Origin of the sequence: Nonomuraea sp. NPDC050404 (assembly GCF_040655495.1) — a bacterium.
In the GTDB taxonomy this organism is placed as follows: Bacteria; Actinomycetota; Actinomycetes; order Streptosporangiales; family Streptosporangiaceae; genus Nonomuraea.
The window spans coordinates 604671-628021 of record NZ_JBFAKB010000001.1; the positions used below are offsets into that span (position 1 = coordinate 604671).

Below are 23351 nucleotides of genomic sequence, written 5' to 3' on the forward strand. Positions count from 1 at the left end.
GGAACAAATAACGGCGAATGGCGTTATTGATACTGGTGCGCTGTGCGGACGTGGAACCGCCCCACCACAACCTGCCTGATCGCTTGCACTCCGTACGGAGGAGGTGTTCCTCATGCCCAGAACCGCCGTGGCGACCCCGCCCGCATCTCTCGACCAATTGATTGAACGAGGGCGAGCCCAGGGTCACCTGTCTCTGTCCGAGCTGCGGGACGCGTTCGCGAAGGCCGGTATCAGCCCCTCTGAAGGCCGCACGATCCTGCGTGAGCTCACAGAGGCCGGCGTGAGCCTGGCCACCGAGAACGACGCGTCTCGCAACTCCCCCAAGAGCCCTGCCCAGAAGACGACCCCCGCCAAGAAGAGCACGCGGGCAAAGAGTACCGGCCGCAAGGCGGCCGAGGCAAAAACCTCCACCACGGCCAAGTCCGTCACGCCGGCCGAGGCCAAAACCTCCGAGCCGGATGAGGAGGACGTGCCCGACGACCTCGCCGCGGGCGAGGACGCCGAACTGGAGAACGAGCCGATCGACCTGGACGACACGCAGTCCGTCATGGGCGACTCGGTGCACACCTATCTCAAGTCCATCGGCCGCCGCACGCTGCTCACCGCCGCACAGGAGGTCGAGCTGGCCAGGCGGATCGAGGCCGGCCTGTACGCCGAGTACAAGCTGGAGACCCATCAGGACCTGTCGCCCGCCGCGCGGGAGGACCTGGACCTGGTGATCGAGGACGGCCGGCTGGCCAAGGACCACATGCTGGAGGCCAACCTGCGGCTGGTGGTCTCGGTGGCCAAGAAGTACACCGACCGCGGGATGTCGCTGCTGGACGTGGTCCAGGAGGGCAACCTGGGCCTCATCAGGGCCGTGGAGAAGTTCGACTACACCAAGGGCTTCAAGTTCTCCACCTACGCCATGTGGTGGATCAGGCAGGCCATCCAGCGCGGCTTCGCCGACTCCGCCCGTACGATCCGGCTGCCCGTGCACGTGCTGGAGATGCTCTCCAAGCTGTCGCGGGTCGAGCGGGACATGCACCAGCGGCTGGGACGCGAGCCCACGCCCGAGGAGCTGGCCGTCGAGCTGGACAAGACCCCCGACCAGATCGAGGAACTGCTGCGCACCAGCCGCCAGCCGATCTCGCTCAACGCGACGATCGGCGAGGACGGGGAGACCACGATCGGCGACCTGATCGAGGACGTCGACTCGCCCGAGGCATCGGAGATCGTCGACCGCCAGCTGCTGGGCGACCAGCTGCGCGGCGTGCTCGACAACCTCTCGCCGCGCGAGTCGAAGATCATGGCGCTGCGCTTCGGCCTGGTGGACGGCAAGCCGCACACCCTCGACGAGATCGGCAAGCACCTGGGGCTGACCCGGGAGCGGATCCGGCAGCTTGAGAAGGAGTCGCTGTCCAAGCTGCGCCACCCGAGCAACACCCGCCCGCTGCTCGACTGGGCAAGCTGAACGAAACCCCCGGCACACCGTGGTGCCGGGGGTTTTCTGTGTATCTGGGAGCGGCTCAGTGGCCGGCGGTGGCCACCGGGCGCGGGACCCGGGGGATCCCCCACATGCGGTTCTCCTCGCGCAGCGTGCGCAGCCGCTCGACCTCGGAGGTCCACATGGCCCCCGCGGGCGTCGCCTTGGCCTTGCGCCGGGCGATCCGGTCATCGTAGGACTTCACGCCGAACGTGGCCCGCTGGCCCGCCTCGGCGGCCCTCAGCGCCTCCGTGAGCGTCTGGTCGAACACCTGCCCGGCCGCGCGCAGCTCGATCTCGTCGGCCGCGCCGGCACGCAGGTCGCGCACCGTCAGCTCGGCCTGCCTGGCCTTCTCGAGCAAGTCGGGGAAGCTCTTGGAGATCTCCTGGTCCGCGTGGTAGCGAACCTCTGCCTCCCGGCTCACCCGCGGACGGAAAAACGCCATCGACCCGGCCCCTTAACGCTGTATCGGCAGTGAATTCAACGGCCAAGCGTACGCCGTCGCGCGACACGGGCGGAAATCGCCCCGGTGCGAGCGCCTTTACGAAGTAAGATGATCACCATGCCCGCCAAGCGACCGCCCGTTCCCCTCTCGCGCGAGCGCATCCTCGAGGCCGCGCTGCACATCGCCGACAGCCAGGGCCTGCGCCGGCTCACCATGCGCCGCCTGGGCGACGCCCTGCAGGTGGAGGCCATGGCCATTTATCACCATCTGCCCCGGGGCAAGGAGGCGCTGATGGACGCCCTGGCCGAGCACGTCACCTGCGTACAGGCCGAGCCGGGGCCCACCTGGCAGGAGACGGCCAAGGCGTGGTGCCGGGCGAGCAGGGAGGTGCTGCGCGACCATCCGGGCGTGCTGGCCCTGGCGCTGACCAAACCGCCCAAAGGGGCCACCGCCGTGGCCATCAGGGAGCAGACCGAGCAGCTCGCGGGCGCGGGCCTGGAGGACGCCGCGGAGGCCGTACGGGCGCTGCGGGCCTTCGTCTTCGGCAGTGTGGCCGTGGAGGTGCAGCAGTCGGGATGGGCCGACCCAGAAGTTGATGAATGGGTCAGGAGGGACGAAAGGGCTGATTTGGATTTCGAGCGGGGACTCGACGCTCTGCTCAAGGGATTGCAAACGTGATGCGCGTGTCACGCTTGGACCGTTATCCTGCATAAGGCACGCTGTGTCGAAGGTCACACGCTCCGGGGATCCTCCTGTAACAGTCCTAACGGGCTATGTCGGAACGTGTGACGAACGTCGCACACTTGCCAGCACAACTACCCGAGCCGGCTCCCGACCCTCCACAAAGCGGGAGCGTCCCACGAGATATCGGAGGCACGCCGATGTGCCCGCACGACCCGGCCTGTCCGGATGCCGAGGCGCCAGACCGCGAGGCGGCACGCACCCTCGCCTGCCACCCCGAACAGGGGTGGAGCCTGCTGTGCAATGGAGTAGTCCTGTTCGAGGACACCGGTGAGCTCCTGCCCAGCGGCACCGTCATCGCGCCGCACCGGCCCGTGGTCGGCGCAGCCTGACCACACGCGGCGGACGACCACCCACACCAGCGCGTGCGAAAGAGCACGCCTACGCGTAGTGGGTGATCCACTCCGCGACGACCTCGCCCACCCGGGCGGGGTCGCGCTTGAGGTCGTGCCCCTCCCCCGGCAGCACCACCAGCCGGGCCGCGTCAGCCGCCTCGGGCACGCCGAACGGGTCCCGGTCCCCGTTCACCACCAGCACGTCCACCCCGGCACCGCGCAACTCATCCGCCCGTGACCGCTCCGGGCGTCCCGGCGGGTGCAGGGGGAAGGCCAGCGCCACCACCGCCGCCGCCCCGACCGCCCCGGCCGTCCGGCAGGCCACCCGCGCCCCGTTGCTCCGCCCGCCCTGCACCACGGGCAGCCCGGGCAGGCGCCTCCGGAGCTCGTTCAGTACGATCTCCCACGCCTCGTCCTGCTTGACCGCCGAACCCGGCGCCCGCGCCCCCGCCACCCTGAACGCCTGCGTCACCCTGGCCACACTGGCACCCGCCTTCAGGGCGGCCTCGCGCACGGCCAGCAGGTCCGGGGCGTCCACCGTCCCGGCCGAGCCGTGGGTCAGCACCAGGAGCAGCCGCGGGTCCGTGACCTCGTCGATCTCCACCAGCGCCGGCCCTCTCGGGGTCATCACCTGCATGGCAGCACCGTACCTGGGGAGGACATGACCTTTAGCCCTCAGGTCGGATGACGGCGCGCCGTCTGCGGGGGATCATTTCCCCTATGCACGAAAATCGCTCTCTCCGGGACGAGCTGCAGGCCACTCTGGACGCCCGGCGCGATCTCGGCCCCGACTACGAGGCCGCGCTCGTCGACTCCTTCGTCGAGCGACTCGACGCCACCATCGCGGCCCGTGTGCAGGCCGAGCTCCACCATCACGGGGCGATGCCGCGCAAGAGGCCCAATCCGACCGCTCCGATGGTCCCGATCGTGCTCGGCTCGCTGGGCATCGGCATACCCCTGACGGCCGTCTCGGCCAGCGCGGGGCCCTTCGGGCTGGTGATCGCCTGGCTGTCCATCGTGCTCGTCAACGTGGCCGCCGCCGCGGTCATCATGAGACGCCCCTGAGAGCGATCAGACCATCCGGCCCGGGACCACTCCCGTCACGCGTTCCGGATCAGGTATCACGCTGGTAGCGGAGCAGCACCTCGGCGGCCAGCGTCTCGTCCCCGTGCCCCAGCCCGTACGTCCAGACCCGTTCGGCGTCCTCGGCGCGCCCGCGCAGCGGCAGGGTGCGCGCGAGCAGCTCGATGGCCAGCGCGTTGGTCTGCGGGTCCGCCCCGCCCTCCACGCAGCCGGCGAATTCCGCGCAGGCGAGCTCCAGATGCGCGATGCCGAGCTGAACCCGCAGCCCCGGCACTTCGTCCTCGGGAGCGAATTCCAGGGCGTCCAGGAGCACCTCAGCGGCCTCACCGGGCTCCCCGTGCTCCACCAGCAGTTCGGCGAGTTGCTGCGCGGCGTGCGCCGCGATCCGCTCGTCGCCCGCCTCCAGACCGGCCCGCACGGCGGCGCGCAGCTCCTTCTCCACCTCTTCGGGGTGTTCGGCGGCCACGGCCAGGCGGGCCAGCGCGAGATGGGCCAGCGGCACGTACTCCGCCGTGCCGACCCCCAGGACGGCCTGCCAGGCGGCCCTGGCCTGCTCCTCGCGGCCCTCCCGCTCGAACCCCTGGGCCAGGTGGCAGGCGGCCTGCGCGGCGTACTCGGGGTGTCCGGTGGCCAGCGCGGTCCTGGCGGCGGCCCTGGCGGCCTCCACGTCGCCGCGCTGTTCGAGCACCACGGCGAGCCCCACGGCCGCCTGCGCCCTGTCGGGGCCCTCCGGGTCCGCGGCCAGCTCGCCCAGTATCGCGGCGGCGGCCTCGAGGTCACCGCGTTCCGCCAGGAGGCGGGCGGTGTCGAGGGGCGGGGTCTCCAGCTCTGAGGACGTCAAGAGAGCTCCTTGGGGCGACGGTCGCACCGAAGCCTAACGACTTCTGGCGATCATGTCTGCTCAGTTGACGCCCTGGGCCTGGCCCCGATCCCGCCCGCCGGGAGGACCGGCGCGACCCTCACGCCACAACCAGCCGGAACGCCCCCGGGCGGGGCGCCGCACGACGGAGCGGGAGCGGCCGGTCGCCACCCCCGCGCCCGCGCGTGTCAGCCTCCGGAACGCCGTGCCGGCGGGCGATCCCAGTCCTCGTACACGAAGTGACGAGGCCCCCACGCCGCAGGCTCTCAGTCCTCGTACACGAAGTGACGAGGCCCCCACGCCGCAGGCTCTCAATCCTCGTACACGAAGTGACGAGGCCCCCACGCCGCAGGCTCTCAGTCCTCGTACGCCTCCAGCGGAGGGCAGGAGCAGACCAGGTTGCGGTCCCCGTAGGCCTGGTCGATGCGGCGCACCGGCACCCAGTACTTGCCGTCGCGCAGGGAGGGCAGCGGGTAGGCCGCCTCGCTGCGCGCGTACGGGTGCGGCCACTCGTCGGCGCTGACCGCCTCAGCCGTGTGCGGCGCGTTGCGCAGCGGGTTGTCGGTCCTGTCGTAGTCACCGGCGGCCACCTTGGCGATCTCGCCGCGGATGGCGACCATCGCGTCCACGAACCGGTCGAGCTCGCCGAGGTCCTCGCTCTCGGTCGGCTCGATCATCAGCGTCCCCGCCACGGGGAAGGACATGGTCGGCGCGTGGAAGCCGTAGTCGATGAGGCGCTTGGCCACGTCGTCCACGCTGACACCGGTCTCCTTGGTGATCTGCCGCAGGTCGATGATGCACTCGTGCGCGACCAGGCCGCCGCGGCCGGTGTACAGCACGGGGTAGTGCGGGGCCAGCCGCCTGGCCAGGTAGTTCGCCGACAGGATGGCCTGCTCGGTGGCGGCGGTGAGGCCCTCGGCGCCCATCATCCTGACGTAGGCCCACGAGATCGGCAGGATGCCCGCCGAGCCGTAGGGGGCCGCGGAGACGGGCCCGACCGGGGTGCCGTTGTGCAGCGGGTGGCCGGGCAGGTAGGCGGCCAGGTGGGCGCGGACCGCGACCGGGCCGACGCCGGGGCCGCCGCCGCCGTGCGGGATGCAGAAGGTCTTGTGCAGGTTGAGGTGGGACACGTCGGCCCCGAACTCGCCGGGCTTGGCCAGCCCGACCAGCGCGTTGAGGTTGGCGCCGTCCACGTACACCTGGCCGCCGGCGTCGTGCACCTTGGCGCAGACCTCGGTGATGCTCTCCTCGTACACGCCGTGCGTGGACGGGTACGTCACCATGATCGCCGACAGCGCGTCCCGGTGCTTGTCGATCTTGGCGTCGAGGTCGGCCAGGTCGACGTTGCCCTCGCCGTCGCAGGCCACGACCACGACGCGCATGCCGGCCATGACGGCGCTGGCGGCGTTCGTGCCGTGGGCGGAGGACGGGATGAGGCAGACGTCGCGCTCACCCTGGCCCTTGGCCCGGTGGTAGGCGCGGATGGCCAGCAGCCCGGCGAACTCGCCCTGCGAGCCGGCGTTCGGCTGGATGGAGACGGCGTCGTAGCCGGTCACCTCGGCCAGCCAGTCCTCCAGCGTGCCGATCAGCTCGCAGTAGCCCTCGGCCTGCTCATCGGGCGCGTAGGGGTGGATGGCGGCGAACTCGGGCCAGGTGATGGGCTCCATCTCGGTGGTCGCGTTCAGCTTCATCGTGCAGGAGCCGAGCGGGATCATCGAACGGTCGAGCGCGATGTCCTTGTCCTGCAGCCTGCGCAGGTAACGCAGCATCGCGGTCTCGGAGCGGTGGTTGTGGAAGACCGGGTGGGTCAGGTACTCGCCCTCGCGCGCCAGCGAGGCCGGCAGCGCGTCGGGGGCGCTCTCCGGGTCCACCGCGGTCCCGGCGGCGCCGAAGGCGGCCAGCACCCCGGCCACCTCGGCGGTCCCGGTCTTCTCGTCGCAGGCGATCAGGACGTGGTCCTCGTCCCGCCGCCAGAGGTTGACGCCCCGTTCGGCGGCGGCGGCCACGACGGCGGCGGCGCGGCCGGGCACGCGGGCCAGCACGGTGTCGAAGAACTCGCCGTGCACGACCTGCACGCCCGCCTCCCGCAGCCCGCCGGCCAGGGCGGTGGCGTGGCGGTGCACGCGGCGGGCGATGCCGGCCAGGCCCTCGGGGCCGTGGTAGACGGCGTACATGCCCGCGATGACGGCGAGCAGGACCTGGGCGGTGCAGATGTTGCTGGTGGCCTTCTCGCGGCGGATGTGCTGCTCGCGGGTCTGCAGGGCCAGGCGGTAGGCGGGGTCGCCGTCGGCGTCCACGGACACGCCGACCAGGCGGCCGGGGAGCTGGCGCTGCAGCCCCTCGCGTACGGACATGTACGCGGCGTGCGGCCCGCCGAACCCGAACGGCACCCCGAACCGCTGCGAGGACCCGACCGCGATGTCGGCGCCCAGCTCGCCGGGGGCGGTGACGAGCGTCAGGGCCAGCAGGTCGGCGGCGGCCACGACCAGCGCGCCGGCCTCGTGCGCCGCGGCGGCCACGGCGCGGAAGTCACGCAGCCGCCCGGACGCGCCCGGATACTGCACGAGCAGGCCGAAACACTCGGGCAGCTCGCCGTCCAGTGAGTGCTCGGCCAGCGTGATGCCCAGCGGCTCGGCCCTGGTGGCGAGTACGGCCTTGGTCTGCGGCAGCGCGTCGGCGTCCACCACGAAGACATCGCTCTTGGACTTGCCCGCCCGGCGGGCCAGCGTCATGGCCTCGGCCGCGGCGGTGGCCTCGTCCAGCAGGGACGCGCCGGAGACGGGCAGGCCGGTCAGGTCGGAGACGACGGTCTGGAAGTTCAGCAGCGCCTCCAGGCGGCCCTGCGAGATCTCCGGCTGGTACGGGGTGTAGGCGGTGTACCAGCCCGGGTTCTCCAGCAGGTTGCGCCGGATGACGGCGGGCGTGACCGTGTCGTAGTAGCCCAGGCCGATCATGGAGGTGAGCACCCGGTTGCGCCCGGCCAGGGCGCGCAGTTCGGCGATGGCCTCGGCCTCGCCGATCGCGGGCGGCAGCTTGAGCCGGTCCTTGGCCCTGATGGCCTCGGGCACGGCCACCGCCACCAGGTCCGCGACGGATTCGAAGCCCACGGCCTCGAGCATGCGCTGCTGCTCGGCCTCCGAGGGGCCGATGTGCCGGGACGAGAACGGCGGAGCTGACAGATCGGTCATGGGGTGTGCCTCCCGAGGCTTATGGAGACCGGCGCCAGGGCGCGGACGAGTGCCGGATCTCCCCCTCTGTCAGCGCGGCGCCGTGACGGCCGTCCGCGACCTGAGAGCTTCACCCCCGGTGGGGCTTGCACCGTCGGTGAGGCGCGCCTGGCGGGTGCGCCTGCTTTCCAGAGTTGCCTCGCCCGAGCGGTACAGGGTGCCTGAGAGATTCCGGGGAGGTTTGCTCCTTCGGCGCCCCGGGGGCTCGGTGGCCCTCGAGGACTCTCCCGCACGGGGTCGTCAGCCTTGCTGTCCTAGATTACTACCTTAAGCCGCGAATGCCGTTCTGGAGGGGCCCCACGCCCCACCTCCTGCCCCATCGTCCTCATGGCTGCGCCTGCCCGTACGCGTGGCGCCGGGCAGGATCACGGGATCGGGCGGAGGTCAGCCGGAACGGCGGGCCCGGCGCCTGCGGGCGAGTTCGTCAGCGGGGTGGTCGGCCGGGACGCTGTCCTCGACCGCCGCGCGTTCCCCCGGCAGCTCCGCGAGGGAGCCCTCGACCTCTCGCCAGACCCGGCCCAGCGCGATGCCGAACACGCCCTGGCCGCCCTGGAGCAGATCGATCACCTCGTCGGCCGAGGTGCACTCGTAGACGCTGACGCCGTCGCTCATGAGCGTGATCTGCGCGAGGTCGGCGACCCCGCGGTCACGCAGGTGCTGCACGGCCGTGCGGATCTGCTGCAGCGACACTCCGGTGTCGAGCAGCCGCTTAACGACCTTGAGCACCAGGATGTCGCGGAAGCTGTAGAGCCGCTGGGAGCCCGAGCCGTGCGCGGCCCTGATCGTCGGCTCCACCAGGCCCGTGCGCGCCCAGTAGTCGAGCTGCCTGTAGGTGATGCCGGCCGCGGCGCAGGCCGTCGGCCCGCGGTATCCGATGTCGTCCGGGACCGCCGCCGGCTGCTCGTCGAAGAGCAGACCCTGCTCTCCGGCACGCTGCCGCGCGCTCTCGCGCCGCACCGGATCTTCCTGGCCGGCCGTCTTTCCCTCGCCGCTGCTGACCGCCACGCGGACCTCCGGCTTTCTCTCATCCCGTGGCCTGATCTGGGGGTACGCAAAGGGCGACCACGGGTTTCACTTGCACCGTAGGACCGTGACCATGCTCAGTCAACGATCCGGCTCGGCGCGTCGTGAAGCGTAAATGCACTGAAATACCTACCCCGCCCTGCCGAAGTCTTCGGGAGTGATCGTGTCAAGGAACTCCCTGAACTTCTCCACCTCGTCTTCCTGGTCGTCCGGGATGATGACTCCGGCCTCCTGGACGACCTCCTCGCTGGCGAAGATGCGCGCCCCCGTGCGCAGGGCGAGCGCGATCGAGTCGGACGGCCGCGCGCTCACCTCCACGCCGTTGGAGAACACCAGATCGGCGAAGAAGATGCCGTCGCGCAGGGCGACGATGTTGACCGCGCGCAGGCCGACGCCCAGGGCGCTCAGCACGTCGCGGAAGAGGTCATGGGTGAGCGGCCGCGGCGGCGGCTCCTCCGCCTGGGCCAGGGCGATGGCCGTGGCTTCCGTCATGCCGATCCATATAGGAAGGAACCGCTCCCCGTGTGCCTCCTTGAGCAAGACGATCGGCTGATTTGTGGGCATTTCAACTCGAACGCCCACGACCTCCATCTGCAACACGGGCTGCTCCGTATTCCTGACCGGTCACCCGGCACAGCTCTCTTCGATCATCGCTTCTGCTGACTTGGCTTCGCAATTCAACGTAACACCCGGCGGGCCTGGAATGTGCCTCCGCCTCCCAGCTCGCCACGGTCTCAGCGCCCAAGGACCGATCGCACACCGATTCGCACGAGGGATGCGTGCAGGTCGAGCAGGAGCGTGGACAGCTCCCTGGCGACCTCGTCCGCCTCGCCGATGGCCCCGGGACGGCGCCGTTTCAGTATGGGGGCGACGGTCTGCTCGACCAGGCCCGCCTCGCGCTCGGCCGCCGCCTTGACCGCCCGCAGGTGGCGGGCGTGCAGGCCGAAGCGGGCCAGGGCGCCCACGGTGCGGGCCACCTTGAGCGCCTCCTCGTCGTAGCGCCTGGCCACGGGGGTCAGCAGGCCGTAGTCCTCCAGCTCGGCGAGCGTCTCCTCGTCGATGGCCGCCGCCTCCAGCAGCTCGGCCCTGCTGAGCCTGATCTCCTGCGCCTGCTGCACCGCGCGGGGACGGCCGAAGCTCTCGGCCATCCTGTCCTTGATCACCCGCAGCGGCAGATAGTGGTCGCGCTGCTCGGTGAGGATGAAGCGCAGCTGCTCCACGTGCAGATGGGTGAACTTACGGTAGCCGGAAGGGCTGCGCTCGGGCTCAATCAGGCCCTCGCCCTCCAGGAACCTGATCTTGGAGATCGTGACATCGGGGAACTCGCCCTGAAGCAGGGCGAGCACCTCCCCGATGCTCATGTGCGAGCGCGCCGCCTGAGAACTCATGCGGGCCCCCGCATGGATCTTCCCGCCTCCATCGATCGCCCGCCGCGCTCGCTCATACGCCGGAGTTGCCCCGCATCAGGAAAACAAGGCGGAACTTGCCGATCTGCACCTCGTCTCCGGAGTGCAGGGGAACCTCCTCGATGCGCTCCCGGTTGACGTAGGTGCCGTTGAGGCTGCCCACGTCGCGCACCGAGAACTGCCCGCCGCGATGGCGGTAGAACTCGACGTGCCGGCGGGAGACCGTGATGTCGTCGAGGAAGATGTCGCTCTCCGGATGGCGACCGGTGGTGGTCAGCTCCTTGTCGAGCCGGAAGCGGCTCCCCTGGTTGGGGCCCCTGGTGACCGTGAGCAATGCCGTGCCGGGCGGGAGTTGCTCGACGAGCGCCCGCTCGGCGAGGAGCATGTCGCCGGCCTCAGCCTCATACGCCTCGATTCCCGCGACGGAGATCGTCGATGTGGTATCCCCCGGGACCTCGGATCTGGTCAACGGTGACCCACAGCGGGAACAGAAACGGGCATCCTCGGGGTTGGCGTGCCCGCACTGCGTGCAGTAGACGCTCGGCATCGATCGGCTCGGCCTCCTACCGCGAAGACGCGGCGACGGTGCTCAGGGGCGCGCCTCGCTTCGCTTTATCAAGTTTGCGAATGCCGCAACTTACGCTGATCAGCGGCAAAGGTCAAGACGGGGCGCTGCACGTTGGTTTGGACGCAGACAAAGTTACCGCCGCCCCCGCCCCGTGGTCCATGCCGCCGCGCGTTTCTACATTACGATCTTTCCGCACTCCGTGGGCACGTCATTTCCGATCACGGTCTGTGACGTTATCAGCCGGCGGCCCGCCCGACGATCCGGGCCCAGTGTCCGGGCGATCAACCGGCCGCCTGCCCGACGATCCGGGTTCCGCGTCCGGGAGATCAGCCGGCGGCCCGCTCGACGATCCGGGCCCAGCGTTCCAGCAGGGTCTGGGCGGCGTCCACATCCGTGGCCTCGGCCCAGAGGTCGGTGACGGGCTCCGCGGCGGCGGGCAGGACCAGCACCCAGCTGCCGTCCTCGCGGGCCACCCGCACGCCGTCGGTGGTGTCGACGCGGTGGCCGTCCGGCTCGGACTCGGCGGCCTCGATGACCGAGCGCATGACGGCGCCCTTGGCCGCCCACGGTGTGGGCACGGTGCGCTTGAGCAGCTTGACCTCGGGGATCCTGGCGTCGATCTGGCTGAGCGACAGGCGGGTGCGGGCGACCAGGCCGAGCAGGCGCATGAACGCGGCCAGCCCGTCGATCGCGGGGCTGAACTCCGGCACCACGAAGCCGCCGCGCCCGTCGGCCGCGAAGATCATGTCGGGGCCCGCGGCGGCCGAGGTGAGGGCGTCCAGCGCGGTGGAGGTCCACTGCACCTGCACGCCGTGGAAGCGGCAGACCTGCTCGGCGACCCTGGTCGTGGTGACCGGCAGGGCGACCTGGCCGCCCCTGCGCTCGGCGGCGACCAGGTCGAGCACGACGAGCAGGGCGCGTTCCTCCTCGATGAGCTGGCCCATCTCATCCACCAGGGCGATGCGCTCGCCGACCGGGTCGAAACGCACGCCGAAGGCCGCCCGCGAGGAGCTGACCAGCTCCGACAGGCGCTGCAGGTCGCGGCGGCGCCCGGCGAGCGTCTCGGTGGGCGAGACGTCGTCGAGGCGGGCGTTGACCGTGAGCACCTCGACGCCGACCCGGCCGAGCAGGGTGGGCAGCACCAGCGAGGAGGTGCCGCCCGCGCAGTCCACGACGACCTTCATGTCCCTGACGCCGGCCACGCCGACGTGGCGCAGCAACTCGTGCGTGTAGTCCTCCACGGCCCTGGCGGGGTAGGTCAGCTCGGCGATCTCGCCGGGGAAGGCGCGGCGGAACTCCTGCCGGGAGAAGACCCGCTCCAGCTTGCGCTGGGCGGCCGGGGGCAGGTCGGCGCCGCGGGTGTCCATGATGACGATGTCCACGCTCTGCGGGTCGCCGGGGGTGGTGCGCAGCGCGATGCCGCCGGCGGCCGACTCGCGGCCGGTGTGGAAGCGGGTGACGGGCAGCGGGGCGGCCTCCAGGTCCAGCACGTTGATGGCGCCCGCGGTGAGCGCGCCGATGACGGCCCGCTTGAGCGCCCTGGCGGCCAGGGAGCAGTCGCGGGAGGTGACGACGTACTCGCCCTTCTTCAGCGTGGTGGCGTACGCGCTGGCCAGCCGGACGCACAGCTCGGCGGTGATCTCGACGTTGACCAGGCCGCTGACGCCTCTCGGGCCGAACAGGTTGCGCTGGCCGCGCGACTCCCAGATGACGCTGGTGTTGACGACCGCGCCGGCCTCGATGGTCTTGAACGGGTAGACCTTGACCCCGCTGGAGACGTACGCCTCGGCCTCGATGACGCATTCGTCGCCGACGACGGCGTTCTCCTCGATGCGGGCGCCCGCCATCACGTCGGTGCTCTTGCCGATGACGCAGCCGCGCAGGTGGGTGCCGGGGCCGAGGTAGACGTTGTCGTGGACGATCGCGCGGTGCAGGAACGCGCCCTCGCGGACGACGGCGTTGTTGCCCAGCACGGTGAACTCGCGCAGTTCGGCGCCCGCCTCGACCTTGGCGTACTCGCCGACGAGCAGCGGTCCCTTGAGTATGGCGTCGGGGTCCACCGAGGCCGAGTCGGCCACCCACACGCCCGGGGACAGCTCGAACCCGCCGATGTCCAGCTCGACCTTGCCCGACAGGGCGTCTGCCTGGGCCTTGAGATAGCTGTCGTGGGTGCCGACGTCCTCCCAGTAGCCGTCGGCGACGTAGCCGTAGATGGCGGCGCCCTGTTCGAGGAGGGCGGGGAAGACGTCGGAGGACCAGTCCACGGGCTCGCCACCGGCCACGGCGTCGAGGACCTCGGGCTCCATGACGTAGATGCCGGTGTTGACGGTGTCGGAGAAGACCTGGCCCCAGGTGGGCTTCTCCAGGAAGCGTTGTACGCGGCCCTCGTCGTCCAGAATGATGATCCCGAATTCGAGAGGATTGGGGACCCGCTTCAGCCCGATCGTCACCAGGGCCTCGTTCTCCCGATGAAAGCTGATCATTTCGGATAAGTCGATATCCGTGAGCGCGTCACCGGAGATCACCAGGAATCGGTCGTCGCGCAGGCGGTCGGCGGCGTTCTTGACGCTGCCCGCGGTGCCGAGCGGGATGTCCTCGGTGGCGTACTGCAGGCTCATGCCCAGTTCGTCGCCGTCGCCGAAGTAGTTGCGCACGAGGGCGGCCAGGAACTGCAGCGTCACCACCGTCTCGGTGACGCCGTGCCGCTTGAGCAGGCGCAGGACGTGCTCCATGATCGGGCGGTTGACCACGGGCAGCAGGGGTTTGGGCTGGTTGGCGGTCATCGGACGCAGCCGAGTGCCCTCCCCGCCCGCCATGACGACCGCCTTCACCCGATCACCCCTTCTTGGCCGCCGTTACGAGTTGGCGCACCTGTACCACATACAGCACCCCCGCCCACCAGTACAGGCCCGTTCCCCAGAGCGCGAAGGCCCACCCGGCAATTCGGGCTATTTCGGCATACCACCCCGAATGGGAGGCAAGGAAGAGGAGCGGGAACGCGTACATCAGGTTGAACATGGCAGCCTTGCCCAGGAAATGCACTTGAAGTGCCTTATAGCCATGTTTGCGAAGTACAGGAATGAAACTCGCGACGAAGAGTTCGCGGCCCAGGATGACCACGACCAGCCACCACGGGATCACGTCGCGCAGCAGGAGCGCGAGGATGGTGGCGAACACGTACAGCTTGTCCGCGGCCGGGTCGATCAGCCGCCCCAGCTTGCTCGTCTGGTTGAACGCCCGCGCGATCCAGCCGTCGAGCCAGTCCGTGAAACCGGCCACCGCGAGAACGGCGATGGCCCACCCGTCCGCCTTGGGCACGAGAACCAGCCAGAGGAACACGGGGACACCGAGAAGGCGCAGGAAGCTCAGCAGGTTGGGAACCGTCCAGATCCGGTCCTCGGCGGAAGTTTCACTCACGCAGGAGACCCTACTGCGTGGAACTGCGGCGCAGCGGTCCGCACGGGCCCGGCTTTTCCCGCCACGGCCCAGCTCTCAGGTGCTTCTCAGGTGCCTGCCGGGCGCTTGTCAGGTGCTTGTCAAGTGCGCAGGAAGGCGTGGGTGCGGCCCGCTTCCTCGAAGCCGAGGCGGGCGTAGAAGTGGCGGGGCCAGTCGTCGGCGTCGGCAACCAGGAAGATGAGCTCGGCCTCGGCCGCCCGGGCCAGCAGGGCGCGCATGAGGGCCCGCGCGTGGCCGTTGCCGCGGTGGTCCTCGCCGGTGAAGACGCTCTCGATCTGGGCGACGCCGCCGTGGGCGTACAGGTCGGCGCGGGCGGCGATCGAGCCGTCCGGGGCGCGCACCCCCCAGAAGCCCACCGCCGACGCGCCGTCCCGCCGGAACTCCACCCGGCGGACCAGCCCGTCGATGGCCTCGTCCGTGGCCTGGGGCAGCGTGCGGCGCCAGTCGCGCCGCAACACGGGCGCCAGTTCGTCCAGCCCGAGCCGCTCGGCCGGCGGCGGGTCGTGCGGGACCGGGCCGCGGAAGGCCATGACGAGGTTCGTCTCGTGCTCGTAGCCGGCGGCGGCGAACGCGGGCGCGCACGCCGTGCCGAGCCGGTCGTCGTCCACGCACACCAGCCGGTGCCCGCGCCCGGCCAGCACCTCGTCGGCCGCCGCGATCAGCACCTCACCGGTCACGGGCGCGGACTCGCCGGCCGCCGCCGACGCCGGGTGGATGATCAGCTTGTTGTCATCGTACGAGCCGGGGAACCGGTCGTCGAGCACCGCGAACCCGCCCGGCACCGGCACCTGCCGCGGCGACCTGCGGCGGGCGAAGCCGTGCAGGAAGTCCACGGCGCGCGCCAGGTCGGCGGCCCTGCCGCCACGGTTCAGGGCCGGGCCCCTGGCGAGCTCATCCACCGGCCGCCCGCACCTGTCCGAGGAACGCCTCGATCAGCCCCGAGTCCTTCACGCCCGGCGCGGTCTCCAGGCCGCTGGACACGTCCACCCCCCACGGGTCCGCGGCGGCGATCGCCTCGCGCACGTTGGCCGGGGACAGGCCGCCCGCCAGCATCCACTGGCCCGTGGGCCGGCCGCGCACGGCGGCCCAGTCCCACGGCTGGCCGGAGCCGGCGTGCGGGGCGTCCACGAGCAGCAGGTCCTCGTCGTAGGCGCCGCATCGCAGGTCGGCCTGGGCGTCCACGGCCCTGATCAGGCGGACGCCGAGGTCCTTCAGGGCGGTGAAGTCCGCGTGCGGGTGCTTGCCGTGGAGCTGGACGGCCCGCACCCCGGCCGCGCGCGCCGCCGCTCGTACCGTCTCCGGGTCCTCGCCGCGGAAGACGCCGACGGTGAGCACGTGCGCGGGCACCAGCGCGGCCAGTTCCGCCGCCCGCTCGGGGGTGATCCGGCGGGGGCTCCTGGTCAGGACGAACCCGATGGCGTCGGCCCCGGCCGCGACGGCGGTGGCCACGTGCTCAGGCCGGCTCAACCCGCAGATCTTCACATACACCCTGCCCTGGCCAAGATGCTCTGCCCTTGACGGCGGAGAGGGAATGGCCATCGTCTGTCGCTCCGATCGATTATGGTTGGCGTGTCGTCGATAACCAAGACGGCATGTTGGACGGCCCCAGGGCATGGGGTCGCAGCGCGGGGAGCCCTCCAGGCACTGGCCGGGGCTGTGAACCGCGAACCACCTGGCGCGACCCAGGAATCTTAGTCCTTCCAGGGCTGAGTGGATGTCAAATACACGTCTCCGACCTTAGCGGCGGCGGGCGGCTGCCGGGGACCACGCCCAGATCAGCACGGCGGTGATGAGGCCGAACAGCACCACCCCGGTCGGCACGTGCGCGCCCAGCCACTGCGAGAGCACGTGCTGGGCGAGACCGATGATCAGCAGGGCGAGGCTGGCCGGCGCGGGCCAGCCCGCTCCCCTGCCGGGACGCCACAGGAGGACGGCCAGGATGAGCTGGATGAGGGCCACGAGGTTGACGACCAGGCCGGCCATGGCGTGGGTCGCGGACATCGGCGCCGACTCGACCGCCTGGCCGGCGAAGGAGGCGGCCACGGCCAGCGCGGCGGCGTGGGCGATGACGACGACGCGCAGGCTGTAGAGGAGGCCGGCGGAGACCTGGCCCGTGCGGTCGGCGCTGGGCCTGGTGGAGGTGTCCGGCATGGTGGTCCTTTCGCCGTTGCGGGAGAAGGAACCACATGTTCGCGCCGCGGGCCCCCGCCGGTCGTCAGCCTCTGAGCTGAATCGCCGGTACGCCCGCTGGCGTATCCCGGCGGGGCCGCCCCTCCTCGCCCTGCGGTACGGGTCGCGCGGTGCGGCCCGCCGACCTCGACGTACGGGCGCGGCTTCAGGTCTCGGTGCCACCGGCCCCCCGTACGGGCGGGGCCTCAGGTCGCGGTGCCACCGGCCCCGCCGTACAGGCGCGGCTTCAGGTCGCGGTGCCACCGGCCCCCCGTACGGGCGGGGCCTCAGGTCGCGGTGCCGCCGCGGCGCTGGTGCACGGGGCGGAAGGAGGCGTCCACCAGGCCCGTGCGGTGGGCGACGACGGCGGCCTGGATGCGGTTGCGCAGGCCCAGCTTCTCCATCGCGGCGGCGATGTGGGTCTTGACCGTGGTGACGCCGACGTGCAGTTCCTCGGCGATCTCCGCGTTGGACAGGCCGGTGCCGACCAGGGCCAGCACTTCCACCTCGCGCTCGGTCAGCCCGGACGGCGCCGCCGGGACGGCCCGCTCCTCGGCGTCCAGGAAACGTGCCACGACCCGGCGCAGCACGGACGGCGCCAGCAACTGCTCACCGGCGGCCGCCCTGCGCACGGCGTCCACCATGCGCTCGGGCTCGTCGTCCTTGACCAGGAAGCCGACCGCGCCGGCGCGCAGGGCGGCGTAGACGTTGCCGTCCTCGGCGAACGTGGTCAGCACCACGATCCTGGCCCCCGGCCGGGCCGCGAGCACCCGCCTGATGGCCTCCAGGCCGTCCACCCTGGGCATCCGCAGGTCCATGAGGATCACGTCGGGCAGGTGGCGCTCGGCCAGGCGCACGGCCTCGGCGCCGTCCTCGGCCTCGCCCACGACCTCCATGTCGCCCGTGGCCTGCAGCAACATGCGTACGCCCGCGCGTACCAGCGCCTGGTCATCGGCCACCAGCACCCGGATCACGCTGCGCTCCCCTGGCTCCCGTGGCTCCCCTGGGACAGGCGGGTGGGCAGGTGGGCGGCCAGCAGCCAGCCGCCCTCGCCGTCGGGGCCCGCGCTGAGGGTGCCGCCGACGGCGCGCACGCGCTCGCGCATGCCTGCCAGGCCGCGCCCGGAGGAGGGCAGGCGTTCGATGGCGGTCGGCGGGCGGCCGTTGCGGATCTCCACGGCCAGCCCGTCGTCCGAGGAGGTCAGGGAAACGCGGACCCGGGTGCCGGGGCCTGCGTGTTTGAGCACGTTGGTGAGTCCTTCCTGGACGATGCGCGCCGCCGAGGTGCGGGCGATCAGCGGGGCCTGGTCGGTGGCCGGGTCGAGGTCGAGGCCGACGACGAGGCCGGCCGCGGACATGCGCTCGGCGGACTCGCGTACGACGTCGGCGGGGTTGGCCAGCAGGTCGGGCTGGCGGTCGGGGTCGCGCAGCAGGTCGAGCAGGTCGCGCAGGTCCTGCAGCACCTGGTGGCCGGTCTCGCGGATGTCGTTGAGCGCGTCGGCGACGGGCCCGTCGGGGGCGGTGTAGCGGGCGGCGCTGGCCCGCAGCACCATGGCGCCGACGTGGTGGGCGACGATGTCGTGCACGTCGCGGGCGATGCGTTCGCGCTCGGCGAGCTGGTCGGCGCGCACCTGCGCGACCGCGGCGCGGGCGGCCTCCTCGGCGACCCGCCGCTCGGTGACCGTGGCGGCCCTGCGCACGCCCAGGTAGCGGCCGATCGCGATGGGCGTGGCGACCAGCGTCATCAGCACGCCGACGCGGAAGGGGGTGATCTCGGTGTTGTCGCCGACGACGGCGATGGCGGTCAGGAGGGTGCCGGTCACGTACGCGGCCGCGGTCCACGCCCAGGACGCCACGCGCATGGAGAACACGCCGATGGCGATGAGGGTGAGGATGACGCAGGTGTTGACGGCTTCGTTCAGGTAGGTGTCGGCCGAGACGAGCAGCACGCCCTGCAGCAGGAAGACCAGGCCGGGCAGCCTCCTGGCGATGCCCAGCGACAGGCCGCCCACCACGGCCAGCAGGCCGACCACCCAGACGGGCTGGGTGCCGGAGTGCCAGGTGGTCCAGGTGCTGAGCACCGTGATGGCCACGCCGCCGGCCGCGAGCAGCGCGTCGGGGGTGACGTCGCGCTCGTCGAGGCGCTCGGCGGAGCTGCGCAGGTACGCGCCGAGCACGGCGGGGAAGACGGGCAGCAGCACGGCGTACGTCCACATGTTGCCGGTGATCAGCACGCCCGGGTCGGCGATGTTCATGGCCGTCGCGGCGATCGCGGCGACGACGGCGAGTGCGGCGGCGCGCGGCCTGGCGCCGTATCCGGCCACCCCCAGGGCCACGCAGAGCAGGATCTGCGCCGTGTTGGAGGTGAAGGAGCCCAGCTCGTCGGTGACGGCCAGGACGGCCGCCAGGTAGAGGGAGACGGCTACCGGGCGGCGGCGTACCAGGCCCATGGGCAGGCCGACCAGCAGCGCCATGGGGATGTTCATTTCGGCGGGCAGGAACCGGGTGTCGCCCGCGTTCGCCGTGGTCAGCAGGTCCAGGCCCACCCCGGAGGCCGCGAGCAGGACATCCAGCGGCACGCCACGCCAACGCATGGCACCACCGTATCCGCTGGTCGGACACACCTGCATCCGCCGCTGTGGCGGGCCTGCATCCACTGGTCCGAGGGCCCCGCGGCCGCCTGCGGGGCGGGCCTGCATCCGCTGGTCCGACGGCCCCGCATCCGCCTGCGGGGCGGGCCTGCACCCGCTGGCCAGACGGCCCCGCATCCGCCCGCGGGGCGGGGCCGCTCCTCCGTGGGGAGGAGTGCGTCTCCTCCAAGTGGCCGCAAGCTCCGCCCGGACGGGGGAGCGATCACAGTGCTTATGGACCTAAATTCGAGTCATGCCTAACGACACCGCGATGCTTCTCGGCCAGTTTCTGCGCAACCCCGCGGCGATCGGTGCGCTCGCGCCCAGTTCGCGGCACCTGGCCGCGGCCGTCTGCGCTCCCGTGCCGGAGCGCGGTGAGCCGGTCGTGGTGGAGCTCGGGCCCGGCACGGGGCCCTTCACCGCGGAGATCCAGCAGCGGCTGGGCGGGCGCGGCCACCACCTGGCCGTGGAGCTGAACGAGCCGATGGCGCGGCTGCTGGCCGAGCGTTTCCCGAAGGTGGACGTGGTGAACGACGACGCCACCCGGGTGGGCGAACTGCTGGCGGAGCGCGGGCTGGGGACGGCCGACGTGGTGGTGAGCGGGCTGCCGTGGGCGGCGTTCCCGCGCGCGTTGCAGCTCGACCTGCTGGGCGCGGTGACGGGGGCGATGAGCCCGGGGGCGGCGTTCACGACGTTCTCCTACATTCACGCCATCCCGCTGAGTTCGGCGCGGCGCTTCCGCGCGCTGCTGGCCGAGCGGTTCGAAGAGGTGGTGCTGGGGCGTACGGTGTGGCGCAACACTCCCCCGGCGTTCGTCTTCCACGCCCGCAGGCCCCGTTAGATCCCGTTAGATCCCAATTGCGAGGAAGCGGGGGTCCGGCCGCCCGATCGGCGCCGTTCTCGGGCGGACCGCGCCTGTGGGCGGGGAGCTGCTGCTCAACCCCTCGCGGCGCGGGCCCCGGACCTCCCCGCGGCTTCCCGCCTGCGTCTGGATGCTGGCTGATCCCTCCTCTCCTCCACGACAGCCCGCTACCCGAGGCCCCGGGAAGCACACCCCCGCTCAGCCGAACGAGGGCGGCCGCTTGTCCCGCAGCGCGCGTACGCCCTCGGCCACGTCGGGTCCGGTGAAGCCGAGGAATTCCATCGCGAGTGAGGCGTCGAAGGAGGGACCGGCCAGGCGCAGCCAGTTGTTGAGCGAGTATTTGGTGAGCCTGATCGCCTCCTGGGCGCCGGCCGCGAGCCTGACGGCGATCTCCATGGCCCGCTCGTGCACCTGGTCGTCCTCCACGCACAGGCTGACCAGCCCCATCCGCTCGGCCTGCTCGCCCGTGACGGGCTCGCACAGCAGCAGGTGGTACTTCGCCTTGGCCAGCCCGCACAGCAGCGGCCACACGATCGCCGCGTGGTCGCCGGCCGCGACGCCGAGCCTGGTGTGGCCGTCGATGATCCGCGCGGTACGGCCGGCGACGGAGATGTCGGCCAGCAGCGCGACCGCGAGCCCGGCGCCGACGGCCGGCCCCTGGATGGCGGAGACGATCGGCTTGGAGCAGTTGAGCACGTTGTAGACGATGTCGCGGGCCTCGGTGAACACGCGCAGCCTGGTGGCGTGGTCGGCCATCATCTCCTCGATCATGGACAGGTCGCCGCCCGCGGAGAACGCCCTGCCCTCTCCCCTGACCACGATGGCGCGCACGCCGTCGTCGCGGTCGGCGTCGCGCCAGACCTCGCCCAGCTCGCGATGGGCCGCGGCGTCCACGGCGTTGAGCCTGGCGGGCTCGCTGATCGTGATCCGCAGCACGCCCTCGGCCGGGGTGTCGAGCTTCAGCTTGGCGTAGGACTCCATCAAAGACGACTCCCTCAGAAGGATTCGCGCAGCCGCTCCGCGACGTACTCGCGCGCCTCGACCGCCTGGTCGAACAGGCCGGGCAGCACGGAGAAGCCGTGCAGGGCGCCCTCGAACCTGCGCAGCGCGGCCGGGACCCCCGCCTTGGTCAGGCGGGCGGCGTAGCGTTCGCCCTCGTCCCTGAGCACGTCGTACTCGGCGGTCACGATGGTGGCCGGGGGCAGGCCGGACAGGTCGGGCAGGCGGAGCGGGGACAGCAGCGGGTCGGCCGGGTCGGCGTCGCGCGCGTACTGGCGGACGAACCACGCCATCTCCGCGGCCTCCAGCCCGAAGCCCTTGGCGTAGTCGGTGTAGCTGGGCGTGTCCATGGCCACGTCGAGGACCGGGCAGACGAGCACCTGGTGCGCCAGCCTCAGGCCGGCGTCGCGGGCCTGCCAGGCGGCGACGGCGGCCACGTTGCCGCCCGCGCTCTCGCCGCTCACCGCCACGGCCCCGTTGCTCTGGTAGAAGGCGGGCCTGGCGAAGATGTCGCGCACGACGGTCCAGGCGTCGTCGGCGGCGGCCGGGAAAGGGTGCTCCGGCGCCAGCCGGTAGTCGACCGACACCACCACGGCGCCGGTGCGGATGGCCAGGTCGCGCGCCGCCGCGTCGTTGCGCTTGACGCTGCCCAGGACCCAGCCGCCGCCGTGGAAGTAGACGACCACGGGCAGCGGGCGGTCGCCGGGGTCGGCCCGGTAGACGCGGATGGGCACGCCCTCGGCCGACTCGTCGCGGACGAACGGCAGCTTGGTCAGCGGCCCCCGGTAGGCCGCCATGCCGTCCTGCGCGCGCATTTCCCTGATCGCGTCCGGATCGAGGGCGGCCAGGTCGGCGTTGGGATCCGACGGGTACCGGGCGAGGTACTCCCGCGCCTGGGGGTGCAGCGGCATGATCGCAGCCTAGCGGGCCGCCTCGATGAACGCATCGAAGAGCCGATCGTCCCCGCCGCGTTCCGGGTGCCACTGGACGCCGACGCCGAACCGGTGCCCCTGCAGCTCGATGCCCTCGACGATCTGGTCCTCCGCCCAGGCCACGGCCAGCAGCCCGGAGCCGAGGCGGCGTACGGACTGGTGGTGCGGCGCGTTCACCTCGACCCGGTCGCCGACGGCCTTGCCGAGCTTGCTGGTGACGCTGACCTGGATCAGGTGGCCGGCGCTGCCCGGCTCGGTGTGCCGGTCGCTGTCGAGCACGTCGGGCAGCCAGGGGATCAGCGAGCCGCCCTGGGCCACGTTGAGCACGTGCATGCCCCTGGCGATGGCCAGGATGGGCACGTCGGCGCGGACGGCGGCCCTGGCCAGGGCCAGCTCGAAGCGGTCGCGGTGCGCCTGCGCCTCGTGGACGCGCCCGTCCTGTTCGCCGTTGTAGGTGTCGGCCCCCACCTCGACGCCGCTCGCCAGGACCACGCCGCGCAGGCCGCTCACGTAGTCCTCGGCGGCGCTGGGGGCCAGCGGCGGCAGCGTCACGGGCGCGCCGCCCGCCCGGCCGACCGCCTTGGCGTAGGAGGGCGGGGACAGCACGGCCTCCCGTACCCAGTCACCCCAGCGGGCGGCTTCGTAGTAGGCCGTGATGCCGATCAGCGGTCGGGACATGCGATCTCCAGGGGGCATGGTGGAGTCCGGGCGGCCGCCGGCTCCGGTGTGTGACGGCCCCATCCCCCATCATGGCGCACACCCTTTCCGATATGTCACCCCTCCCATGGATCCCGGCCCACGGGGTTTCCGGACTTCGTCCCTTCTCCGCCCCGGCGGGCGGCTCACCGGAGGCGGGCGGCCGTCTCGGTGATGAGCTGGGTGAGGATGGAGGCGGTGCCGGGGTGGGTGTCGAGGAGGTCGTCGAGGCGGGCCCGCCAGGCGCCCGTCTCCTCGTACATCGCGTCCAGGTCCGTTTCTCCCCGCAGCCGCAGGCGCGTCTCCGCGAGCTGGAGCTGGTACATGAGGCCGAGGTAGTGCCCCATCGTCTCGCCGAGCCACCCGTAGACCTCCGTGGTCGCGGCCGAGACGAACGTGCGCGCGCCTTCCCAGGCGACTCGCCTGGGATGGAGGACTGCCATGGCCGGATCGTAC

Annotated in this window: 24 protein-coding genes and 1 riboswitch; of the genes, 5 read left to right on the top strand and 19 right to left on the bottom strand. The window is 71.7% G+C overall.

All coding sequences use genetic code 11. The features are described from left to right. Positions 1–112: 112 nt before the first annotated feature. Positions 113–1453, top strand: a complete 1341-nt coding sequence (locus AB0I81_RS02670; protein ID WP_360648694.1) for an RNA polymerase sigma factor — start codon at positions 113–115, stop codon at positions 1451–1453. A 55-nt stretch (positions 1454–1508) separates the two neighbouring features. Here AB0I81_RS02670 and AB0I81_RS02675 read toward each other — a convergent pair whose 3' ends face one another. Next, on the bottom strand, positions 1509–1910 hold the full coding sequence (locus tag AB0I81_RS02675) for a hypothetical protein (RefSeq protein ID WP_360648697.1): 402 nt from the start codon (positions 1908–1910) through the stop codon (positions 1509–1511). A gap of 117 nt (positions 1911–2027) precedes the next feature. Between AB0I81_RS02675 and AB0I81_RS02680 the strand changes: the two genes are divergently transcribed. Beyond that, positions 2028–2588: a TetR/AcrR family transcriptional regulator C-terminal domain-containing protein gene (locus AB0I81_RS02680; RefSeq protein WP_360648699.1), complete on the top strand. Its 561-nt coding sequence runs from the start codon at positions 2028–2030 to the stop codon at positions 2586–2588. Between the two features lie 203 nt (positions 2589–2791). Next, positions 2792–2983, top strand: a complete 192-nt coding sequence (locus AB0I81_RS02685; protein ID WP_090931239.1) for a DUF5999 family protein — start codon at positions 2792–2794, stop codon at positions 2981–2983. Positions 2984–3032: 49 nt separating this feature from the next. On the opposite strand, the gene AB0I81_RS02690 is transcribed toward AB0I81_RS02685, so the two are convergent. Beyond that, positions 3033–3623 carry an alpha/beta family hydrolase gene (locus tag AB0I81_RS02690; protein WP_360648703.1) on the bottom strand — a complete coding sequence of 197 codons (591 nt, stop codon included), beginning with the start codon at positions 3621–3623 and terminating at the stop codon, positions 3033–3035. A gap of 83 nt (positions 3624–3706) precedes the next feature. Here AB0I81_RS02690 and AB0I81_RS02695 point away from each other — a divergent pair, with 83 nt between their 5' ends. After that, complete coding sequence (locus AB0I81_RS02695) at positions 3707–4051, top strand: hypothetical protein (protein WP_360648706.1); 345 nt, start codon at positions 3707–3709, stop codon at positions 4049–4051. Between the two features lie 49 nt (positions 4052–4100). On the opposite strand, the gene AB0I81_RS02700 is transcribed toward AB0I81_RS02695, so the two are convergent. The 13 genes from AB0I81_RS02700 to AB0I81_RS02760 all read right to left on the bottom strand — a co-directional run bounded on the left by AB0I81_RS02700 (position 4101) and on the right by AB0I81_RS02760 (position 19370). Further along, positions 4101–4910 (bottom strand): hypothetical protein, encoded by an 810-nt coding sequence (locus AB0I81_RS02700; protein WP_360648709.1) that lies wholly within the window; start codon positions 4908–4910, stop codon positions 4101–4103. A 374-nt stretch (positions 4911–5284) separates the two neighbouring features. Continuing rightward, positions 5285–8116, bottom strand: coding sequence for an aminomethyl-transferring glycine dehydrogenase (gene gcvP, locus AB0I81_RS02705; protein WP_360648711.1), 2832 nt, complete (start codon positions 8114–8116; stop codon positions 5285–5287). A 177-nt stretch (positions 8117–8293) separates the two neighbouring features. After that, positions 8294–8395: riboswitch (glycine riboswitch) on the bottom strand. A 144-nt stretch (positions 8396–8539) separates the two neighbouring features. Beyond that, a complete protein-coding gene (locus tag AB0I81_RS02710; protein ID WP_360648714.1) occupies positions 8540–9160 on the bottom strand; it encodes a MerR family transcriptional regulator in 621 nt (206 codons plus the stop codon). Between the two features lie 147 nt (positions 9161–9307). Next, a complete protein-coding gene (locus AB0I81_RS02715; protein WP_090771501.1) occupies positions 9308–9778 on the bottom strand; it encodes a bifunctional nuclease family protein in 471 nt (156 codons plus the stop codon). A 134-nt stretch (positions 9779–9912) separates the two neighbouring features. Continuing rightward, complete coding sequence (locus AB0I81_RS02720; protein WP_360648717.1) at positions 9913–10566, bottom strand: MerR family transcriptional regulator; 654 nt, start codon at positions 10564–10566, stop codon at positions 9913–9915. Between the two features lie 52 nt (positions 10567–10618). Beyond that, positions 10619–11131, bottom strand: coding sequence for an FHA domain-containing protein (locus AB0I81_RS02725; RefSeq protein ID WP_360648720.1), 513 nt, complete (start codon positions 11129–11131; stop codon positions 10619–10621). A 347-nt stretch (positions 11132–11478) separates the two neighbouring features. Then, on the bottom strand, positions 11479–13983 hold the full coding sequence (locus AB0I81_RS02730; protein ID WP_360648723.1) for a mannose-1-phosphate guanyltransferase: 2505 nt from the start codon (positions 13981–13983) through the stop codon (positions 11479–11481). Between the two features lie 4 nt (positions 13984–13987). Then, the gene (locus tag AB0I81_RS02735; protein ID WP_360648726.1) at positions 13988–14569 is read right to left on the bottom strand and encodes a CDP-alcohol phosphatidyltransferase family protein; all 582 of its coding nucleotides are present in this window, start codon (positions 14567–14569) and stop codon (positions 13988–13990) included. 119 nt (positions 14570–14688) lie between these two features. After that, a complete protein-coding gene (locus tag AB0I81_RS02740; protein WP_360648729.1) occupies positions 14689–15507 on the bottom strand; it encodes a GNAT family N-acetyltransferase in 819 nt (272 codons plus the stop codon). Continuing rightward, positions 15500–16147 (bottom strand): phosphoribosylanthranilate isomerase, encoded by a 648-nt coding sequence (locus tag AB0I81_RS02745; protein ID WP_360648733.1) that lies wholly within the window; start codon positions 16145–16147, stop codon positions 15500–15502. Before AB0I81_RS02745 ends, AB0I81_RS02740 begins: the two co-directional genes overlap by 8 nt. A gap of 198 nt (positions 16148–16345) precedes the next feature. After that, positions 16346–16759 carry a hypothetical protein gene (locus tag AB0I81_RS02750; RefSeq protein WP_360648736.1) on the bottom strand — a complete coding sequence of 138 codons (414 nt, stop codon included), beginning with the start codon at positions 16757–16759 and terminating at the stop codon, positions 16346–16348. Positions 16760–17064: 305 nt separating this feature from the next. Further along, the gene (locus AB0I81_RS02755; protein WP_360648739.1) at positions 17065–17751 is read right to left on the bottom strand and encodes a response regulator transcription factor; all 687 of its coding nucleotides are present in this window, start codon (positions 17749–17751) and stop codon (positions 17065–17067) included. After that, a complete protein-coding gene (locus AB0I81_RS02760) occupies positions 17748–19370 on the bottom strand; it encodes a histidine kinase (protein WP_360648742.1) in 1623 nt (540 codons plus the stop codon). The genes AB0I81_RS02755 and AB0I81_RS02760 overlap by 4 nt, the downstream gene beginning before the upstream one ends. Positions 19371–19659: 289 nt before the next feature. Here AB0I81_RS02760 and AB0I81_RS02765 point away from each other — a divergent pair, with 289 nt between their 5' ends. Next, positions 19660–20247 (top strand): SAM-dependent methyltransferase, encoded by a 588-nt coding sequence (locus AB0I81_RS02765; RefSeq protein ID WP_360648745.1) that lies wholly within the window; start codon positions 19660–19662, stop codon positions 20245–20247. 219 nt (positions 20248–20466) lie between these two features. On the opposite strand, the gene AB0I81_RS02770 is transcribed toward AB0I81_RS02765, so the two are convergent. The 4 genes from AB0I81_RS02770 to AB0I81_RS02785 all read right to left on the bottom strand — a co-directional run bounded on the left by AB0I81_RS02770 (position 20467) and on the right by AB0I81_RS02785 (position 23338). Further along, positions 20467–21249: an enoyl-CoA hydratase/isomerase family protein gene (locus tag AB0I81_RS02770; RefSeq protein ID WP_360650167.1), complete on the bottom strand. Its 783-nt coding sequence runs from the start codon at positions 21247–21249 to the stop codon at positions 20467–20469. A 14-nt stretch (positions 21250–21263) separates the two neighbouring features. After that, positions 21264–22178, bottom strand: coding sequence for an alpha/beta hydrolase (locus tag AB0I81_RS02775; protein ID WP_360648748.1), 915 nt, complete (start codon positions 22176–22178; stop codon positions 21264–21266). A 9-nt stretch (positions 22179–22187) separates the two neighbouring features. After that, a complete protein-coding gene (locus tag AB0I81_RS02780; protein ID WP_360648751.1) occupies positions 22188–22877 on the bottom strand; it encodes a gamma-glutamyl-gamma-aminobutyrate hydrolase family protein in 690 nt (229 codons plus the stop codon). Between the two features lie 164 nt (positions 22878–23041). Further along, positions 23042–23338, bottom strand: coding sequence for a hypothetical protein (locus tag AB0I81_RS02785; protein ID WP_360648753.1), 297 nt, complete (start codon positions 23336–23338; stop codon positions 23042–23044). Between the last annotated feature and the right edge of the window lie 13 nt (positions 23339–23351).

Coding starts and splice junctions, on each gene's coding strand:
- AB0I81_RS02670 (WP_360648694.1), top strand. CDS start 113: ATGCCCAGAACCGCCGTGGCGACCCCGCCCGCATCTCTCGACCAATTG.
- AB0I81_RS02675 (WP_360648697.1), bottom strand. CDS start 1,910: ATGGCGTTTTTCCGTCCGCGGGTGAGCCGGGAGGCAGAGGTTCGCTAC.
- AB0I81_RS02680 (WP_360648699.1), top strand. CDS start 2,028: ATGCCCGCCAAGCGACCGCCCGTTCCCCTCTCGCGCGAGCGCATCCTC.
- AB0I81_RS02685 (WP_090931239.1), top strand. CDS start 2,792: ATGTGCCCGCACGACCCGGCCTGTCCGGATGCCGAGGCGCCAGACCGC.
- AB0I81_RS02690 (WP_360648703.1), bottom strand. CDS start 3,623: ATGCAGGTGATGACCCCGAGAGGGCCGGCGCTGGTGGAGATCGACGAG.
- AB0I81_RS02695 (WP_360648706.1), top strand. CDS start 3,707: ATGCACGAAAATCGCTCTCTCCGGGACGAGCTGCAGGCCACTCTGGAC.
- gcvP (WP_360648711.1), bottom strand. CDS start 8,116: ATGACCGATCTGTCAGCTCCGCCGTTCTCGTCCCGGCACATCGGCCCC.
- AB0I81_RS02720 (WP_360648717.1), bottom strand. CDS start 10,566: ATGAGTTCTCAGGCGGCGCGCTCGCACATGAGCATCGGGGAGGTGCTC.
- AB0I81_RS02725 (WP_360648720.1), bottom strand. CDS start 11,131: ATGCCGAGCGTCTACTGCACGCAGTGCGGGCACGCCAACCCCGAGGAT.
- AB0I81_RS02745 (WP_360648733.1), bottom strand. CDS start 16,147: ATGGCCATTCCCTCTCCGCCGTCAAGGGCAGAGCATCTTGGCCAGGGC.
- AB0I81_RS02750 (WP_360648736.1), bottom strand. CDS start 16,759: ATGCCGGACACCTCCACCAGGCCCAGCGCCGACCGCACGGGCCAGGTC.
- AB0I81_RS02760 (WP_360648742.1), bottom strand. CDS start 19,370: ATGCGTTGGCGTGGCGTGCCGCTGGATGTCCTGCTCGCGGCCTCCGGG.
- AB0I81_RS02765 (WP_360648745.1), top strand. CDS start 19,660: ATGCCTAACGACACCGCGATGCTTCTCGGCCAGTTTCTGCGCAACCCC.
- AB0I81_RS02770 (WP_360650167.1), bottom strand. CDS start 21,249: ATGGAGTCCTACGCCAAGCTGAAGCTCGACACCCCGGCCGAGGGCGTG.
- AB0I81_RS02775 (WP_360648748.1), bottom strand. CDS start 22,178: ATGCCGCTGCACCCCCAGGCGCGGGAGTACCTCGCCCGGTACCCGTCG.
- AB0I81_RS02780 (WP_360648751.1), bottom strand. CDS start 22,877: ATGTCCCGACCGCTGATCGGCATCACGGCCTACTACGAAGCCGCCCGC.
- AB0I81_RS02785 (WP_360648753.1), bottom strand. CDS start 23,338: ATGGCAGTCCTCCATCCCAGGCGAGTCGCCTGGGAAGGCGCGCGCACG.